The following is a 17,380-nucleotide window of genomic DNA, read 5'->3' on the forward strand; positions in this document are numbered from 1 at the left end:
CGAAGGCGGCCTATCACAAGGCCGCCTTCGCGCGTTTGCGGTACGGGTCAGATGGGCCCGTCAGGTGGATAACCCCGCCTTGGACGGTTACTGGACGGTTGAATGTGCCGCGCCCCCGTAAGACTACGGTGACCATCAGGCGATAAGATTCCTTCTCACGTGCAATGGTGTGCGGCGTTCGACATGACAACAATGACGGCTTCTCATCTGGTTTCGCGTTGGTCCGGTGCCCTCTGGTCGGGAGCACTTGGGATATGTGCGATCGTCGCCGTCATTCGTCCTGCCGAAGCTGAGCCCCGCGCCGTTGTCGAATTGTTTACCTCGCAGGGCTGCTCCTCCTGCCCGCCGGCCGACAAGATCATCGGCGACCTCTCCAGCGATCCCTCGATCATCGCGCTGAGCATGCCCATCGACTATTGGGACTATCTCGGCTGGAAGGACACACTGGCGGATTCGCGTTTTTCTGCACGGCAGCGTGCCTATTCGCGCATGCGCGGCGACCGCGAAGTCTACACGCCCCAGGTCGTGGTCAACGGCTCGACGCATGTCGTCGGCAGCGACCGCACCGGCATCGAAAGCGCGATCGGCAAGACCGACAAGGGCACGGGCGTGATGAGCGTGCCGGTGACGATGTCGCTCGCGGGCAAGCAGATCAATGTCTCGGTGGCCGCGAGCAAGGAGCCGGCGGTCTCGCGTGGTGAGGTCTGGATCTGCTCGATTGCGAAATCGGTGCCGATCGCGATCAGCCGCGGCGAAAATCGCGGACAGCAGGTCATCTATCACAACGTGGTTCGCAACCTGCTCAAGGTCGGCGACTGGACCGGCCGTTCGGAAAGCTGGACGGTGCCGATCGAGAACCTCACGCGCGACGGCGTCGACGGCGCTGTGGTCTATGTCCAGGACGGCAGCCGGGAAAAGCCGGGGCCGATGCTGGGCGCGGCGTATACGTCGCTGCACTGATTCGATTCTCTCTCTAAGAGTCGTACTGCCTGAGCGGCGTACTGGGCTCTCAACCCTCATGGTGAGGAGCGCGCCCTTGCGCGCGTGGCGGACGATGCTGCGCATCGCCGCGAGAACCATGCAGGCCCCGCTGATGCAGCCCGGCCTCGATCCTTCGAGACGCCGCTTCGCGGCTCCTCAGGATGAGGGGAGAGAGTTTGTGGTGAGATATCCGTCGAGGCAGAAACATCCCGGCACAAACAAAAAAGGACCAACTTGCGTTGGCCCTCCTTGTCGTGCGAACAGACCCGATCCTGACGACCCCGGGGGGCTGGGGGCTGAGGAATCCGGAACCGAAAGGACCGGGTCAACGCACACACGCCTTTTCGCAGCGCAGGGCGGCAGTCGCTTGGCGGAAAAGCGGCGACACTATGATTCTTGCTAACGATCCCGTGACGGTTTGCGCGACAGAGTTCCACCGTGCGTGTGCCCGGAATTCGCACCGGATTTTATGCGTCCTCTCAAGGCCCCCTTGCGGTGGGGAACAGTTGGGGCAATCATGCAGCTGTCATGATCCGCGGTTCCGGGGACGGTCTTCGCGGACATGGTCATGCTGTGGCGACAGGAGGCTTTCTATGAGTCTGTCGGAGGATGCCGATCCGAGCGAACAGCGCGCGGCGGCGCGCCCAGCCGCTGCGAATGCGCAACTGGGCCGGGTGACGTTCAACCGGCTCGAGTTGCATCGTATTCTCAATCTCTACGGCCGTATGGTCTCCGACGGCGAGTGGCGTGACTATGCCATCGACTTCCTGAAAGACCGCGCCGTGTTCTCGGTGTTTCGCCGCGCCTCGGAAGTGCCGATCTATCGCATCGAAAAAGATCCGCGCCTCGCGCGCAAGCAGGGCATGTACAGCGTGATCTCTGCGACGGGTCTGATCCTGCGCCGCGGCCACGAGCTCGAACGCGTGCTGCTGGTGATCGATCGCAAGCTGGCTGTGGTGTAGCTGCCCACCCATCCTGCGAGAGCGAGCCTACTTCCCCGGCACCGTACCCGCACCCTCGCCGAGGTCGCGCTGCATCATCACCGTATCCAGCCAGCGGCCGAATTTCAGCCCGACGCTGGGATGCGTGCCGATCATCTTGAAGCCACCCTTGGTGTGCACGCCGATCGAGCCGGCATTGGCGGAATCGCCGATCACCGCGATCATCTGGCGGAAGCCTCGCGCCTCGCATTCGACGACCAGACGCTCCAGCAACAGAAGTCCGACGCCGCGACGGTGAAAGCCTGGATCGAGATAGATCGAGTTCTCGACCGTGAAGCGGTAGGCCGGCCGCGGCCGGTAGGCCCCCGCATAGGCATAGCCGGCAACGCGGCCGTCGAGGATGGCGACGAAATAGGGATAGCCGCCGTCGATCAGCGTACGATAGCGGCGCGTCATCTCGGCGAGGTCGGGCGGGTCCAGCTCGAAGGTCGCGGTGCCCTCGCGGACGGCCTGCTGGTAGATGGCGGTGATGGCGGGAAGGTCGGCCTCGAGGGTGGGCCTGATTTCAGGTGCGGACATGGGGCGAGATTAGAGCGTTCCCGGGACGGCTGGAAGAGGCAACGGCTTCTCGGCGTCGTCTTTGCGAGCGCAGCAGGCCCCATCTTCTCCGCTGTCATGCCCCGCATAGGCGGGCATCCAGTACTCCGAGACAGCGCGGCTAGAACGGAGCCGCTGCGGCGTACAGGATCGCCCGCCCCAGTGCGCAATTGCGGACAAGGCGGGGCGATGACAGCGGCGGGTGCTGCGACGTCCGGCCCCAAACAAAAACCCCGGCCTTTCAGCCGGGGCTCGTGTTGTTCGCTCTGGGCTCGCGCTTAGTCGCGCTGGCCGAGGAGCTGCAGGAGCAGCGTGAACAGGTTGATGAAGTTCAGGTACAGTGACAGCGCGCCGGTGATGGCCGCACGCTCCGCGACTTCACCGCCGGCCGAGGCGTAGCCGTAGATGTAGTCGTTCTTCAGCCGCTGGGTATCCCAGGCGGTGAGGCCCGCGAACACCAGCACGCCAACCACCGACACGACGAACTGGAGCAACGAGCTCGCCAGGAACAGGTTGACCAGGCTCGCGATGACGATGCCGATCAGGCCCATGAACAGGAACGAACCCATTCCGCTCATGTCACGCTTTGTGGTGTAGCCGTAGAGGCTGAGCGCGCCGAAGGTCGCCGCGGTGATGAAGAACACCCGCACGATCGAGGTGTGCGTGAACACCAGGAAGATCGAGGACAGCGAGACGCCCATCAGCGCGGCGAACACCCAGAACAGGATCTGGGCGGTCGAGGGCGCGAGACGGTTGATGCCCGCCGAGATCACGAACACCATGGCGAGCGGCGCGAGCATGAACAGCCACTTCAGGGGGCTGACGAACATCGCGTAGCCGAACGGCGTCAGGAACAGCTTGCCGACGCGGACGGCTTCCGGAGGTCGGAACATCCGTCACGGCGGCCATGTAGACGCCGAGTGCGGCAAGGCCGGTGATGGCCAGGCCGATGCTCATGTAGTTGTAGATGCGCAGCATGTAGGCGCGCAGGCCGGCATCGACCGTCGCGGCGTCAACACGCCCGGCGGCCCTGCCGAAAGGAGAAGCGTAGTTACGGTCTAGGTCCGACATGGTCGAATTCCCGTTGGTTAGCCCGGTCCGGCATGAGGGCTCCATGCCACCGGTTCGTCAAATTCTATCTCGGATACCGATGTCTGCCGACTAAATTTTGGCTAACAATCGGGGCTCCGAACCCATTCGATATGTGGGAAACTAGCACATTCGCTGCAACCGTCCACGCGCGGCTGAATGTCGCCCTCGCCCGCAATCCTGGCGAGCAAACGTGGTTAATCGCCGGAATCGTGCGATTCCGCCCCCGCACAGCCGCCCGCTACCATTTGTCACAAATTCCGCAGCACCGTGGCGGGCTTTTTGTTCAACGCCAGGAGCGTGCCGGCGAGCCCGAGGCCGACCGTGACGACCAGGGCGGCCGCGACCACGCCGGCCGCGCTGCCGGCCTGCCAGACGAAGGTGAGCGTCATCAGCCGGGTCACGATCATCCATGCAGCGACGCTGCCGGCGAAAACGCCGAAAACCGCAGTGGCGAGGCCGATCAGGAGGTATTCGAGCGCATAGGCGCCGAGCAGCCGCAGCCGGGTCGCGCCCAGGGTCTTGAGGATCACCGCATCGTAGACCCGGTGGCGATGGCCGGCGGCGAGCGCGCCGCCCAGCACCAGGATCGCCGAAATCAGGGTCACGGCGCTGGCGCCGCGGATCGCCAGTGCCAGATTGGTCACGACCGAGCCGACCGTCTCCATCACCTCGCGCACACGCACGCTCGTCACCATCGGATAGGCGTCGGCGACCTCCTTGATGATCTTGCCGTCGCCAGCCGCGTCGCCGCCGGCTTCCGTCAGCGTCGCGATGTGGGTATGCGGCGCGCCCTTGAATGCGTTCGGCGAGAACACGAGGACGAAATTGATGCCGAGGCCCTGCCAGTCGATGCTGCGCAGATTGCTGATCTTCGCGGGGATGTCGCGGCCGAGGATATTGACCACGACCTCGTCGCCGAGCTTGAGGCCGAGCCCGTCCGCGATCTTCTTCTCCATCGAAACCAGCGGTGGGCCGGTATAATCGGCGCTCCACCACTCGCCCTCGACCACCTTGGAGCCTTTCGGCAGATCGGCGGTATAGGTCAGGCCACGGTCGCTCTGCAGCACCCACTCGGAATCGGTAGTGGGCTTGAGCTCCTCGGCGTGGACGCCGCGGGCTCCGACGATGCGCCCGCGCAGCATCGGCACGTCCTCGACCTTCGCGCCAGGGGCGATCTGGCGCAGATAACCGTCGAACTGCTCGGCCTGCGTGCTCGGGATGTCGATGAAGAAGAACGATGGTGCGTGCTCGGGCAATGCCGCCAGGAACTGCCGGCGCAGATTGCCGTCGATCTGGGTGATGGTGACGAGCACCGCGAGTCCGAGGCCCAACGACAACACGACCGAGGGCGTCAGCGCGCCCGGCCGGTGGATGTTGGCGATCGCGAGGCGCAGCATCGGCAACCGCGTGCGCGGCAGCCGCCGCGCGATCGCCATCAGCAGCACGGCAATGCCGCGCAGCAGCGCGAACACGACGACAGAGGAGGCCACGAACACCGCGGCGATGCGCTTGTCGAACGACAGGCCAATCACGACCGCGATCAGCAGCGCGACCACGACGGCCATGAAAACGAGGTAGCTCCAGCGTGGCCGGTGCCATTCGTTGCTGATGGTGTCGCGGAACAGCGCGGCCACCGGCACGTCGTGCACGCGCCCGAGTGGCCACAGGCCGAAGGCAAGCGCAGTGAGCAGCCCGTAGACGAACGACAGCGCGAGCTCGTCGGCATGCACCGCCGGGACCACCGGCAGCGGCAGCAGCTTGCCGAACAGGCCGACGATCGCAAAGGGCATGGCGGCGCCGAGCGCAAGGCCGATCAACGAGCCGATCGCTGCGAGCAAGAGAACCTGCGCGAGATAGATGCCGAACACGTCGCGCCCGGTGGCGCCGACGGCCTTCAAGGCCGCGATCACCTCAAGCTTGTGGTCGATATGGCTCTTGACGGCATTGGCGACGCCGACACCGCCGACCAGCAGCGCAGCGAGGCCGACCAGCGTCAAAAACTGCGTGAAGCGGCTGATATTGCGTTCGAGCTGCGGCGAGGCATTGGAACGGCTGCGGACCTCCCAGCCGGCCTGCGGCGCGGCGTTGCGCGCATCCGCGATGAAGGTTTCGGTGTCGCGCTCGCTGTTGGCGATCTCCGGCAGCTTCACCCGATAGACCCAGCGCACCAGGCTGCCGGGCTGGATCAGGCCTGTCGCGCGCAGGCCCGCCTCGCTGATCAGGAAACGCGGGCCGAAGCCGATGCCGCCGGCGAGCTTGTCGGGCTCGGCTTCGACCGTGCTGCGGATCTGGAACGTTGCTGAGCCGACGGTGACGCGATCACCGGTCTTGAGCGAGAGCCGCGCCAGCAGCGTCGGATCGGCGGCGGCGCCGAACGCGCCGTCGCGCTCCGCGAGCAGGTCGGACATCGGCAGCGGCGGCGCCAGCGTCAGCTGTCCGAGCATCGGATAGGTGTCGTCGACCGCCTTCATCTCGACCAGTGCGAGCTGGCCCTCCGCCGAGCGCGCCATGCCGCGCAGTGTGGCGGCGCTCGAGACCGTGCCGCGCGAACGCAGGAAGGCGACTTCCTCCGGCTTCGCTTCGCGCTGAAACAAGACGAACGACACGTCGCCGCCGAGCAGCGTGCGGCCCTCGCGAGCGAGGCCGTCGCTCAGGCTCGCCGAGACCGAGCCGACGCCGGCGATGGCCATCACGCCGAGCGCGATGCAGGAAATGAATACGTAAAAGCCGCGCAAGCCGCCGCGCAATTCGCGCAGCGCGTAGCGCAGCGACAGCGCGACGCCGTTGGGCTTCGCGAACGGTTCGACTGCTGCGCTCATGCGGGTGCAGACTGCGTGTCGATGCGCCCCGAACGCAGGCGGATGACGCGATCGCAGCGATGCGCGAGCGAGGAATCGTGCGTGACCAGCACCAGGGTCATGCCGCGCTCGGCATGCTTGCTGAACAGGAGATCGACGATCTGCTTGCCGGTGGCTTCGTCGAGATTGCCGGTCGGCTCGTCGGCAACGAGGATCGCGGGATCGGGTGCCAGCGCGCGCGCCAGCGCGACGCGCTGCTGCTCGCCGCCGGAGAGTTGCGTCGGATAATGATGCAGGCGATCACCGAGCCCGACCGATTGCAGCTCCTGCGCCGCGCGCTTGGCGGCGTCGGGATTGCCGGCGAGCTCGAGCGGCACGGCGACGTTCTCCAGCGCCGTCATCGTCGGGATCAAATGGAAGGACTGGAATACGATGCCGACCTGGCGGCCGCGGAAGCGGGCCAGCGCGTCCTCGTCGAGGGCATTGAAAGGCGTGCCGCTGACCACCACCTCTCCGCTATCAGGACGCTCGAGCCCCGCCATCACCATCAGCAGCGTGGATTTGCCCGAGCCTGACGGGCCGATCAGGCCGATCGTCTCGCTACGGCCGACGCGCAAGCTGATATCCTTGAGAATGTGAACGCGTGCCGCGCCCGTACCCAATGACAGATTGACGTTGGAGATGGCGATGGTGTCTGCCGAGCTGTCGGCGAGCGAAGAGGAAGAGATGCGAGTGTCCATGGTCCGGTCATATGGCAACTCCGTACGCGCGGTCGAGAGGCGTTACGGATTGTTCATGCACATAGCCGTGTTGATGTTCGCTTTGATGACGGTCGCAAATCCGGCCTGGGCGGAAGCGGCGAAACCAGTCAAGCTTGTCGTTCTCGGCGATTCTTTAAGCGCCGGTCTCGGTCTCCCGGCCCAGGAAGCATTCCCCACAAAGCTTAAAAAAGCCTTGCAGACCAAAGGCATAGACGTCGACATGACCAACGCGGGGGGGTGTCCGGGGACACTTCGTCCGCCGGCCGTGACCGGCTCGACTGGTCGGTCCCTGACGGAACCGATGGTGTCATCATCGAGCTCGGCGCCAACGACGCGCTGCGCGGCATCGATCCCGATTTGACGCGCACCGCGCTCACCGAGATCGTCCAGCGCCTCAGGGCGCGCAAGATCGCGGTGATGCTGTGCGGCATGCTGGCGCCGCCGAATTACGGCCCGGATTATGCGGCACGCTTCAATTCGATTTATCCGGATCTGGCGAAAAAATTCGACGTGCCGCTCTATCCGTTTTTTCTTGACGGTGTCGCAGCCGACGCCAAACTCAACCAGGCCGACGGCATTCATCCGACCGCGGCGGGCGTCGACATCATCGTCAAGAATATCTTGCCCACGGTTGAGGCATTCCTTGGCACGATAGCTGAGCAACGGCGTTGAAAAGCAGGCAGCGCCGACCGTAATTCCCAGGGTTTTACCGGGGTAAGGCGCGCGATGCTTCGCAGGGTCACACAACTGCGATAGGAATTGGGGTACCGGTGATTCGTCGCCGGCTCTAAAATTTGGATATGGTCTTTCCGAAGGGATCATGCCCAAGCATCGGGAGTGCGAAACGATGCCGCGTTTGTTCACCGGTCTGGAAATTCCGGCCGAGATTGGCCAGTCGCTTTCCAATTTGCGGGGCGGGCTTCCCGGCGCCCGCTGGATCGATCCCGAGAATTACCACGTCACCCTGCGTTTCATCGGCAATATCGACGGCATGTCCGCCAACGAAATCGCCTCGATGCTGTTTCGCGTCGACCGCAAGCCGTTTGAGGTGAAGGTGCAGGGTTTGCAGAGTTTCGGCGGACGCAAGCCGCGCGCGGTGGTCGCAACCATCGTGCCGAGCAAGCCGCTGATGGAATTGCAGGCCGAGCTCGAGCGCATGATGCAGCGGATCGGCCTCGACCCTGAAGGCCGCAAGTTCATCCCGCATGTCACGCTGGCCCGTCTGCACGACGCCACCGACCGAGATGTCGCCGACTATCTCTCGCTGCGCGGCTATTTTCCCAGCAAGGCGTTCACGGCCGAACGTTTCGTGCTGTTCTCCTCGCGCGCCTCCACCGGCGGCGGTCCCTATGTGGTCGAGGACGCTTACGAGTTGTGTGAGTGAGCTTGGCTCGCGAGCCATATGGCGCGTGGCGTCTATCGCGGTCAGAATGGCAACCCGTGTTTGTCATAGACAACCATTTCGTCTGCCGTCTGGTCGGCTACCACAGGCAGCTCGCTCCAGCGTCGGCGGCTCGCAGCCATGTCGTCCAAGAGAGCAGCCTTGCGGTGCTGATTGTCGATCCGGCTAAGCCGCTCCTCGATAGCTCGCCTCGTCGCGACCACAACGGTCTCGCCGGTGAGTTGCGCCAGCCTCCACGCGAGATGCTCGGTCTCGGGGTCCTCGATACTAAGAGCCATGTCAGGAACCTCAAAGTAGCCGCTAAACTCTCTGATATTTCAATCATCCGCCCGCACCCACGTGGACCAGGGTAAGCGCATGCGCCCCTTGCGCCAATACACAGTTGCAATTTCCGCCAGTCTCTGGCGGTAAAGAGCCATGCTCTCGACCCCCAGTTCCCCATTCCGCGAGGCGTATCAGGCCCAGATCGCGTGCGGCGCGATCGAGCCCGACGCTGCGCAGGCCGAAATCGCCGAAGCCTATACGGCGCTCGACCGGCGGCTCGCCGATTACAAGCCGCCGCGCAAGCAGGGCCTGCTCAGTCGCCTGTTCAGCAGCGACAAGGACGAGGCGCCGCACGGGCTCTACGTCCATGGCGAGGTCGGCCGCGGCAAGACCATGCTGATGGACCTGTTCTTTCAGCACAGTACCGTCGAGCACAAGCGGCGCGCGCATTTCCACGAGTTCATGGCCGATGTGCACGAGCGCATCTACGACTATCGCCAGGGCATCGCGCGCGGCGAGATCGCCGACGGCGACGTCATCACGCTGACTGCGAACGCCATCTTCGAGGAGAGCTGGCTGCTCTGCTTCGACGAATTCCACGTCACCGACATCGCCGACGCGATGATCCTCGGCCGCCTGTTCGCAAAGCTGCTGGAGCTCGGCACCGTGGTGGTCGCGACCTCCAACGTCGCGCCTGACGATCTCTACAAGGGCGGCCTGAACCGTTCGCTGTTCCTGCCGTTCATCAAGCAGATCACCGACCACATGGACGTGCTGCGGCTCGACGCGCGCACCGACTTTCGGCTGGAAAAACTTCAGGGCGTGCCGATGTGGCTGACGCCGGCAGACACTGAGGCGGACACTGCGCTCGACCGCGCCTGGTCGAAGATGTCCGGCAGCGCCAAATGCAAGTCGCGCGATATTTCGATCAAGGGGCGCATCCTGCACGTGCCCTGCTCGGCCCCCGGCGTGGCGCGGTTTTCGTTCGCCGATCTTTGCGAGAAGCCGCTCGGCGCATCCGACTATCTCAGGCTGGCGCACGACTATCACACCATCCTGGTCGACCATATTCCAGTGATGGACCTCTCCCAGCGCAACGCCGCCAAGCGCTTCATCACGCTGATCGACACACTCTATGACAATGCCGTGAAGCTGATGGCTTCCGCCGATGCCAACCCGATCTCGCTGTACCTCGCCCACGAGGGCAACGAGGCCAACGAGTTCAAGCGGACGTCGTCGCGCCTGATTGAAATGAGCTCGGAATCCTATCTGGCGCTGCCCCATGGCCGCAAGGATTCCACCGCCAGCGGCTCGACCAAGGGCTTGGTGGAGACTTAAGTCCTATTTGCCAGCGCTGTCATTCCCGGGGGGCCGCGACGGAGCCCGCCATTGGACCATGTTTCGTGCAAGCTGGTTGGATGCGCTCTGGAATGACAGGGATGCGCTCCAATACGCGGCCAGCCCGACAATTGGGCAACCGGCGACTTGAACGGGGGAGGCTAAAGGGATAACCACCCGTCTCAGTTTTCCCCTCCTGACGTGTCTAAAGGACAGGTTCACATGGCGCGCGACAAGATTGCTTTGATTGGCTCCGGTCAGATCGGCGGAACGTTGGCTCATCTCATCGGCTTGAAAGAGCTGGGCGATGTGGTGATGTTCGACATCGCCGAGGGCGTGCCGCAGGGCAAGGCGCTCGACATCGCGCAGTCCTCGCCGGTCGACGGCTTTGACGCGCATTTCTCCGGCGCGAACTCCTACGAGGCGCTCGACAACGCAAAAGTCTGCATCGTCACCGCCGGCGTGCCGCGCAAGCCCGGCATGAGCCGCGACGACCTCCTCTCCATCAACCTCAAGGTCATGGAGCAGGTCGGCGCCGGCATCAAGAAGTACGCCCCCGACGCTTTCGTCATCTGCATCACCAACCCGCTCGACGCGATGGTCTGGGCGCTGCAGAAGGCCTCCGGCCTGCCGCACAAGAAGGTCGTCGGCATGGCCGGCGTGCTGGATTCGTCGCGCTTCCGCTACTTCCTGGCCGACGAATTCAACGTCTCGGTCGAAGACGTCACCGCCTTCGTGCTGGGCGGCCATGGCGACACCATGGTGCCGCTGGTGAAGTACTCCACCGTCGCCGGCATCCCGCTGCCCGACCTCATCAAGATGGGCTGGACCTCGCAGGCGCGCCTCGACGAGATCGTCGACCGCACCCGCAACGGCGGCGCCGAGATCGTCAATCTGCTCAAGACCGGCTCGGCCTTCTACGCCCCCGCGGCCTCCGCGATCGCGATGGCGGAGAGCTATCTGCGCGACAAGAAGCGCGTGCTGGCCTCAGCCGCCTACCTGAACGGCGAATACGGCGTGAAGGACATGTATGTCGGCGTGCCCGTCGTGATCGGCTCCAAGGGTGTCGAGCGCGTCGTCGAGATCGAACTCGTCGGCAAGGACCGCGAGGCCTTCGACAAGTCGGTCGGCGCGGTTCAGGGCCTGGTCGACGCCTGCAAGAAGATCGCACCCGATCTTCTCGGCCGCTAAGGTCAAAACGTCCCCGCCGAAGACCGAGACCCGGTCTTCGGCGGTTTCATTTCCGGGGGCCGCGTCGGGCGGGTTCCGGGTCCGCAAGTCCAGAGATCGATGTCAAAGAATCCGAGTTGCAGTTCCTGTGGTATATGGTATGCCAGCCACAAGACTGAGGTGGGCCCATGCGGTCACCGCCCGCGGGTTCAGGGAGCGACCATATGAATATCCATGAATATCAGGCCAAAGCGCTGCTGAATGAGTTCGGCGTGGCGATCTCCAAGGGCGTTGCGGTCCTGAAGGCGGCTGACGCAGACGCAGCGGCCAAGGCCCTCCCGGGCCCGGTCTGGGTGGTCAAGAGCCAGATCCACGCCGGCGGCCGCGGCAAGGGCAAGTTCAAGGAAGCATCCGCCGGTGACAAGGGCGGCGTCCGCATCGCCAAGTCGGCCGCGGAGGTCTCCGAGTTCGCCAAGCAGATGCTCGGCGCCACGCTCGTGACGATCCAGACCGGCGCCGCCGGCAAGCAGGTCAACCGCCTCTACATCGAGGACGGCTCCGACATCGACAAGGAATTCTATCTTTCGATCCTGGTCGACCGCGAGACCTCTCGCGTCTCGTTCGTGGTATCGACCGAGGGCGGCGTCAACATCGAGGACGTCGCGCACAACAGCCCCGAGAAGATCGTGACCTTCTCGATCGATCCCGCGACCGGCATCATGGGCCATCACGGCCGCACCGTCGCCAACGCGCTGAAGCTTTCCGGCGATCTCGCCAAGCAGGCAGAGAAGCTCACCGCGCAGCTCTACGCAGCGTTCGTCGCCAAGGACATGTCGATGCTGGAGATCAACCCGCTGGTCGTGACCAAGCAGGGCCAGCTCCGCGTGCTCGACGCAAAAGTGTCGTTCGACGACAACGCGCTGTTCCGTCACCCCGAGGTGCTGGCGCTGCGCGACGAGACCGAGGAAGACGCCAAGGAAATCGAGGCGTCGAAGTACGATCTCAACTACGTCACGCTCGACGGCAACATCGGCTGCATGGTCAACGGCGCCGGTCTCGCCATGGCGACGATGGACATCATCAAGCTCTACGGCATGGCGCCGGCGAACTTCCTCGACGTCGGCGGCAGCGCCAGCAAGGAAAAGGTCGCGGCCGCCTTCAAGATCATCACCGCCGATCCCAACGTGAAGGGCATCCTGGTCAACATCTTCGGTGGTATCATGAAGTGCGACGTGATCGCCGAAGGCGTCACGGCTGCGGTGCGTGAAGTAGGCCTCAGCGTGCCGCTGGTGGTTCGCCTTGAAGGCACCAATGTCGAACTGGGCAAGAAGATCATCCGTGAATCCGGCCTGAACGTGGTGCCGGCCGACAATCTCGACGACGCCGCGCAGAAGATCGTGAAGGCCGTCAAGGGAGGCTAAGGCCATGACCCAGGACCATCTCGCCGCATCATCACCGCTGCCGGAGCACGCGCGTCTTGCCGCGTTCGCCGGCGAATGGAATGGCGAAGAGGTGGTCTTTCCGTCGCGCTGGACGGAAGGTGGGTCGGCGACCTCGCACGTCGTGGCGCATATGGATCTTAACGGCTTCTACCTGATCCAGGACTCGGTGCAGACGCGCGACGGCAAGCAGGTCTTCGCCACCCACGGCATCTTCACCTTCGACCGCGAGGACCGGACCTACAAATTGTTCTGGTACGACTCGCTCGGCTACACGCCGCCCTCGCCCGCCTCCGGCGGCTGGGTCGGGAAGACCCTGACGCTGGTGCGCGGCTCGCTCCGCGGCAATGCGCGCCACGTCTACGAAATCATCGACGACGATTCCTATTCGTTGAAGATCCAGTTCTCGCCGGACGCGGAAGGCTGGGCCGACGTCCTCACCGGCGTCTACCGCCGCATCCACTGACCTCTCACACGTTAGTTTCGCGAAAGCAGACCTCATGTCCATCCTGATCGACAAGAACACCAAGGTCATCTGCCAGGGCTTTACCGGCAAGAACGGCACCTTCCACTCGGAGGCCGCGATTGCCTACGGCACCAAGATGGTCGGCGGCACTTCGCCGGGCAAAGGCGGCGCGACGCATCTGGGCCTGCCGGTGTTCGACACCGTGCGCGAGGCGCGTGAGAAGACCGGCGCCGACGCGTCCGTGATCTACGTGCCGCCGCCGGGCGCGGCCGATGCGATCTGCGAAGCCATCGATGCGGAGGTCCCGCTGATCGTCTGCATCACCGAGGGCATTCCTGTCATCGACATGGTGCGCGTGAAGCGTTCGCTGGCCGGTTCCAAGTCGCGCCTGATCGGGCCGAACTGCCCGGGCGTCATGACCGCCGGCGAGTGCAAGATCGGCATCATGCCGGCCAACATCTTCAAGACCGGCAGCGTCGGCATCGTCTCCCGCTCCGGCACCCTGACCTACGAAGCCGTGTTCCAGACCAGCCAGGAAGGCCTCGGCCAGACCACCGCGGTCGGCATCGGCGGCGACCCGGTCAAGGGAACCGAGTTCATCGACGTGCTGGAAATGCTGCTGGGCGACCCCAAGACTGAGTCGATCATCATGATCGGCGAGATCGGGGGTTCCGCCGAAGAAGACGCCGCCCAGTTCCTCAAGGACGAAGCCAAGCGCGGCCGCAAGAAGCCGATGGTCGGTTTCATTGCCGGTGTCACGGCCCCTCCCGGCCGCCGCATGGGCCATGCCGGCGCGATCATTTCGGGCGGCAAGGGCGACGCGGGTTCCAAGACCGACGCGATGAAATCGGCAGGAATTACAGTGTCTCCGTCTCCCGCCCGCCTTGGGCACACGCTTGCCGAAAAATTGAAGGGCTAATTCACTCCTTCGTACTTTTCCGGGCGAAGTTTCGCAGCAAATAGGGTAAATGGTGCCTGTCGCGCTGGTCCTCTGCCGGGGAGCCCAGCGCCAGCGCCGTTTGTTATGCGCGAACCGAAATCGCCAGGAATTCAAGTATGTCTCGCCAAGACGCGAACGCAGCCTTTGCCCTCTCATCCTTTTTGCAGGGCACCAACGCCACCTACATCGACGAAATCTATGCCCGCTACGAGAAGGATCCGTCCTCGGTGGATGCCGAGTGGCAGGACTTCTTCAAGAGCCTCAACGACCAGCCCGCTGACATCAGCAAGAACGCCGAAGGCCCGTCCTGGGAGCGCGCCAACTGGCCGCTGACCCCGCAGGACGATCTAACCTCCGCCCTGGACGGCAATTGGGCGGAAGTCGAGAAGACGGTCGGTGCCAAGATCGCCGCCAAGGCGCAGGCCAGGGGCGGCGACAAGGGCGGCGGCTTCTCTTCCGCCGACCTGCTCCAGGCCACGCGCGACTCGGTCCGCGCCCTGATGCTGATCCGGTCCTACCGCATGCGTGGTCACTTCCACGCCAAGCTCGATCCGCTCGGCATCGAAGCCCAGCGCAATCGCGAAGAACTCGATCCGCGGACCTACGGCTTCAGCGAAGCCGATTTCGACCGCAAGATATTCCTCGACCATGTGCTCGGTCTTGAATACGCCAACTTGCGCGAAATCACCGCGATCTGCGAGCGCACCTACTGCCAGACGCTCGGCGTCGAGTTCATGCACATCACCAACGCGGCGCAGAAGGCGTGGATCCAGGAGCGGATCGAGGGGCCGGACAAGGAAATCTCCTTCACCCGCGAAGGCCGTCGCGCCATCCTGATGAAGCTGGTCGAAGCCGAAGGTTTCGAGAAATTCTGCGACACCAAGTTCACCGGCACCAAGCGCTTCGGCCTGGACGGTGCTGAATCGCTGATCCCCGCGCTCGAGCAGATCATCAAGCGCGGCGGCAATCTCGGCGTGAAGGAGGTCGTGCTGGGCATGCCGCATCGCGGCCGCCTCAACGTGCTGACCCAGGTGATGGGCAAGCCGCATCGCGCGCTGTTCCACGAGTTCAAGGGCGGCTCGGCCAACCCTGACGCGGTCGAAGGCTCGGGCGACGTCAAATATCACCTCGGCGCATCCTCGGATCGCGAGTTCGACGGCAACCGCATCCATCTGTCGCTGACTGCCAACCCCTCGCATCTCGAGATCGTCGATCCCGTCGTGCTCGGAAAAGTCCGCGCCAAGCAGGATCAGCACGGCGATCCGCCGGACCAGCGCATCTCGGTGATGCCGCTCCTGATGCACGGCGACGCAGCGTTTGCCGGCCAGGGTGTGGTCGCGGAATGCTTCGGCCTGTCGGACCTGAAGGGCTACCGCACCGGCGGCTCCGTGCACTTCATCGTCAACAACCAGATCGGCTTCACCACCTATCCGCGTTATTCCCGTTCTTCGCCGTATCCGTCGGATGTTGCGAAGATGATCGACGCGCCGATCTTCCACGTCAACGGCGACGATCCGGAGGCCGTGGTGTTCGCGGCCAAGGTCGCGACCGAGTTCCGACAGAAATTCCACAAGCCCGTCGTCATCGACATGTTCTGCTACCGCAGGCATGGCCATAACGAGGGCGACGAACCGGCTTTCACCCAGCCGGTGATGTACAAGAAGATCGCGGCCCATCCGTCCACGCTCGAGCTCTACGCCCGCCGCCTGATCAGCGAAGGCGTGCTGACCGAGGGCGAGGTCGAGAAGGCCAAGGCGGACTGGCGCGCGCGGCTCGATGCCGAGCTCGAAGCCGGCTCCGGCTACAAGCCCAACAAGGCCGACTGGCTCGACGGCAAATGGGCCGGCTTCAAGATCGCCGATCAGGAAGAAGATGCGCGGCGCGGCGTCACTGGCGTCGACACCGCCGAACTGAAGGATATCGGCCGCAAGATCACCAAGGTGCCGGACGGTTTCCGCGTCCACCGCACCATCCAGCGCTTCCTCGATAATCGCGCCAAGGCGATCGACACCGGCGCTGGCATCGATTGGGCGACCGGCGAGGCATTGGCGTTCTGCACCCTGCTCAACGAGAACCACCATGTCCGCCTGTCGGGTCAGGATTCCGAGCGCGGCACCTTCTCGCAGCGCCACTCCGTCCTGATCGACCAGGAGGACGAGAGCCGCTACACGCCGTACAACCATCTCGGCCACGAGCAGGGTCATTACGAGGTCATCAACTCGCTGCTGTCGGAAGAAGCGGTGCTCGGCTTCGAGTACGGCTACTCGCTCGCCGAGCCGAACACGCTGACGCTGTGGGAAGCCCAGTTCGGCGACTTCGCCAACGGCGCGCAGGTCGTGTTCGACCAGTTCATCTCCTCGGGCGAGCGCAAATGGCTGCGCATGTCCGGCCTCGTCTGCCTCTTGCCGCACGGCTATGAGGGCCAGGGACCGGAGCATTCCTCGGCGCGGCTCGAGCGTTTCCTGCAGATGTGCGCCGAAGACAACATGCAGGTGGTCTACCCGACTACGCCGGCGAACTACTTCCACGTGCTGCGCCGGCAGCTTCATCGCGAGATCCGCAAGCCGCTGATCGTGATGACGCCGAAATCGCTGCTGCGTCACAAGCGGGCGGTGTCGCGTCTTGAGGAGCTTGCGAAGGGTACGACCTTCCACCGCATCCTCTACGATGACGCCCAGATGCAGCCGAGCGAGGCGACCAAGCTCGTTCCCGACGAGAAGATCCGTCGCATCGTGCTCTGCACCGGCAAGGTCTATTACGATCTCTACGAGGAGCGCGAGAAGCGCGGCATCGACGACATCTACCTGATGCGCGTCGAGCAGCTCTATCCGGTGCCGCTGAAGGCGCTGGTGGCCGAGCTGTCCCGCTTCAAGAAGGCCGAAATGGTGTGGTGCCAGGAAGAGCCGCGCAACATGGGTGCCTGGCACTTCATCGAGCCCTATCTGGAATGGGTGCTGAATCAGGTGAACGGTGTGAGCCGGCGTCCGCGTTATGTCGGCCGCGCCGCTTCCGCCGCGACCGCCACTGGCTTGATGTCGAAGCATCAGGCGCAGTTGAAGGCGTTCCTGGACGAAGCATTGAGCTGAAAAGTCTTTACACCTCGTCATGCCCCGCGAAGGCGGGGCATCCAGTATTCCGCGCCGCCCGTCTTTATCACGACTGTCACGGCGTACTGGATCGCCCGCATCCGC

General features: G+C 64.0%; 13 protein-coding genes and 2 pseudogenes. 10 read left to right on the forward strand and 5 right to left on the reverse strand.

Annotated features, from left to right (window positions below; translation table 11 throughout):
* The first annotated feature begins 183 nt into the window (after positions 1-183).
* Both ACVWW3_RS32125 and ACVWW3_RS32130 read left to right on the forward strand, forming a co-directional pair.
* Positions 184-960: a DUF1223 domain-containing protein gene (locus tag ACVWW3_RS32125; protein ID WP_247444084.1), complete on the forward strand. Its 777-nt coding sequence runs from the start codon at positions 184-186 to the stop codon at positions 958-960.
* A 614-nt stretch (positions 961-1,574) separates the two neighbouring features.
* Positions 1,575-1,943, forward strand: a complete 369-nt coding sequence (locus ACVWW3_RS32130; RefSeq protein WP_456651982.1) for a DUF2794 domain-containing protein — start codon at positions 1,575-1,577, stop codon at positions 1,941-1,943.
* Between the two features lie 27 nt (positions 1,944-1,970).
* Here ACVWW3_RS32130 and ACVWW3_RS32135 read toward each other — a convergent pair whose 3' ends face one another.
* From ACVWW3_RS32135 to ACVWW3_RS32150, 4 genes and pseudogenes are all read right to left on the reverse strand, one after another.
* Complete coding sequence (locus ACVWW3_RS32135) at positions 1,971-2,501, reverse strand: GNAT family N-acetyltransferase (RefSeq protein ID WP_247344434.1); 531 nt, start codon at positions 2,499-2,501, stop codon at positions 1,971-1,973.
* A gap of 296 nt (positions 2,502-2,797) precedes the next feature.
* Positions 2,798-3,590, reverse strand: a pseudogene (locus tag ACVWW3_RS32140) (Bax inhibitor-1/YccA family protein).
* A 269-nt stretch (positions 3,591-3,859) separates the two neighbouring features.
* Positions 3,860-6,430 carry an ABC transporter permease gene (locus ACVWW3_RS32145; RefSeq protein WP_456651981.1) on the reverse strand — a complete coding sequence of 857 codons (2,571 nt, stop codon included), beginning with the start codon at positions 6,428-6,430 and terminating at the stop codon, positions 3,860-3,862.
* Complete coding sequence (locus ACVWW3_RS32150) at positions 6,427-7,149, reverse strand: ABC transporter ATP-binding protein (protein WP_354049763.1); 723 nt, start codon at positions 7,147-7,149, stop codon at positions 6,427-6,429. Before ACVWW3_RS32150 ends, ACVWW3_RS32145 begins: the two co-directional genes overlap by 4 nt.
* 55 nt (positions 7,150-7,204) lie before the next feature.
* Between ACVWW3_RS32150 and ACVWW3_RS32155 the strand changes: the two are divergent.
* Positions 7,205-7,842 (forward strand): annotated as a pseudogene (locus ACVWW3_RS32155) (GDSL-type esterase/lipase family protein).
* 175 nt (positions 7,843-8,017) lie between these two features.
* Positions 8,018-8,554: an RNA 2',3'-cyclic phosphodiesterase gene (gene thpR, locus ACVWW3_RS32160; RefSeq protein ID WP_247444080.1), complete on the forward strand. Its 537-nt coding sequence runs from the start codon at positions 8,018-8,020 to the stop codon at positions 8,552-8,554.
* A gap of 41 nt (positions 8,555-8,595) precedes the next feature.
* Here thpR and ACVWW3_RS32165 read toward each other — a convergent pair whose 3' ends face one another.
* Positions 8,596-8,850 (reverse strand): type II toxin-antitoxin system VapB family antitoxin, encoded by a 255-nt coding sequence (locus tag ACVWW3_RS32165; RefSeq protein ID WP_456651980.1) that lies wholly within the window; start codon positions 8,848-8,850, stop codon positions 8,596-8,598.
* 139 nt (positions 8,851-8,989) lie between these two features.
* On the opposite strand from ACVWW3_RS32165, the gene zapE reads away from it, so the two are divergent.
* The 6 genes from zapE to ACVWW3_RS32195 all read left to right on the forward strand — a co-directional run bounded on the left by zapE (position 8,990) and on the right by ACVWW3_RS32195 (position 17,275).
* On the forward strand, positions 8,990-10,174 hold the full coding sequence (gene zapE / locus ACVWW3_RS32170) for a cell division protein ZapE (protein WP_456651979.1): 1,185 nt from the start codon (positions 8,990-8,992) through the stop codon (positions 10,172-10,174).
* 222 nt (positions 10,175-10,396) lie between these two features.
* On the forward strand, positions 10,397-11,365 hold the full coding sequence (gene mdh / locus ACVWW3_RS32175; RefSeq protein WP_456651978.1) for a malate dehydrogenase: 969 nt from the start codon (positions 10,397-10,399) through the stop codon (positions 11,363-11,365).
* Positions 11,366-11,568: 203 nt separating this feature from the next.
* The gene (gene sucC / locus ACVWW3_RS32180; protein ID WP_247344410.1) at positions 11,569-12,765 is read left to right on the forward strand and encodes an ADP-forming succinate--CoA ligase subunit beta; all 1,197 of its coding nucleotides are present in this window, start codon (positions 11,569-11,571) and stop codon (positions 12,763-12,765) included.
* Positions 12,766-12,769: 4 nt separating this feature from the next.
* Complete coding sequence (locus tag ACVWW3_RS32185; RefSeq protein WP_456651977.1) at positions 12,770-13,249, forward strand: DUF1579 family protein; 480 nt, start codon at positions 12,770-12,772, stop codon at positions 13,247-13,249.
* Between the two features lie 34 nt (positions 13,250-13,283).
* The gene (gene sucD, locus ACVWW3_RS32190; protein ID WP_247344406.1) at positions 13,284-14,168 is read left to right on the forward strand and encodes a succinate--CoA ligase subunit alpha; all 885 of its coding nucleotides are present in this window, start codon (positions 13,284-13,286) and stop codon (positions 14,166-14,168) included.
* Positions 14,169-14,305: 137 nt separating this feature from the next.
* Complete coding sequence (locus tag ACVWW3_RS32195; RefSeq protein ID WP_456651976.1) at positions 14,306-17,275, forward strand: 2-oxoglutarate dehydrogenase E1 component; 2,970 nt, start codon at positions 14,306-14,308, stop codon at positions 17,273-17,275.
* Positions 17,276-17,380: the final 105 nt, after the last annotated feature.

The organism is Bradyrhizobium sp. LM2.9 (assembly GCF_054056555.1).

Excerpts from the sequence above, each read along its gene's own strand:
- ACVWW3_RS32125 (WP_247444084.1), top strand. The coding sequence starts at position 184 with ATGACAACAATGACGGCTTCTCATCTGGTTTCGCGTTGGTCCGGTGCC.
- ACVWW3_RS32130 (WP_456651982.1), top strand. The coding sequence starts at position 1,575 with ATGAGTCTGTCGGAGGATGCCGATCCGAGCGAACAGCGCGCGGCGGCG.
- ACVWW3_RS32135 (WP_247344434.1), bottom strand. The coding sequence starts at position 2,501 with ATGTCCGCACCTGAAATCAGGCCCACCCTCGAGGCCGACCTTCCCGCC.
- ACVWW3_RS32145 (WP_456651981.1), bottom strand. The coding sequence starts at position 6,430 with ATGAGCGCAGCAGTCGAACCGTTCGCGAAGCCCAACGGCGTCGCGCTG.
- ACVWW3_RS32150 (WP_354049763.1), bottom strand. The coding sequence starts at position 7,149 with ATGGACACTCGCATCTCTTCCTCTTCGCTCGCCGACAGCTCGGCAGAC.
- thpR (WP_247444080.1), top strand. The coding sequence starts at position 8,018 with ATGCCGCGTTTGTTCACCGGTCTGGAAATTCCGGCCGAGATTGGCCAG.
- ACVWW3_RS32165 (WP_456651980.1), bottom strand. The coding sequence starts at position 8,850 with ATGGCTCTTAGTATCGAGGACCCCGAGACCGAGCATCTCGCGTGGAGG.
- zapE (WP_456651979.1), top strand. The coding sequence starts at position 8,990 with ATGCTCTCGACCCCCAGTTCCCCATTCCGCGAGGCGTATCAGGCCCAG.
- mdh (WP_456651978.1), top strand. The coding sequence starts at position 10,397 with ATGGCGCGCGACAAGATTGCTTTGATTGGCTCCGGTCAGATCGGCGGA.
- sucC (WP_247344410.1), top strand. The coding sequence starts at position 11,569 with ATGAATATCCATGAATATCAGGCCAAAGCGCTGCTGAATGAGTTCGGC.
- ACVWW3_RS32185 (WP_456651977.1), top strand. The coding sequence starts at position 12,770 with ATGACCCAGGACCATCTCGCCGCATCATCACCGCTGCCGGAGCACGCG.
- sucD (WP_247344406.1), top strand. The coding sequence starts at position 13,284 with ATGTCCATCCTGATCGACAAGAACACCAAGGTCATCTGCCAGGGCTTT.
- ACVWW3_RS32195 (WP_456651976.1), top strand. The coding sequence starts at position 14,306 with ATGTCTCGCCAAGACGCGAACGCAGCCTTTGCCCTCTCATCCTTTTTG.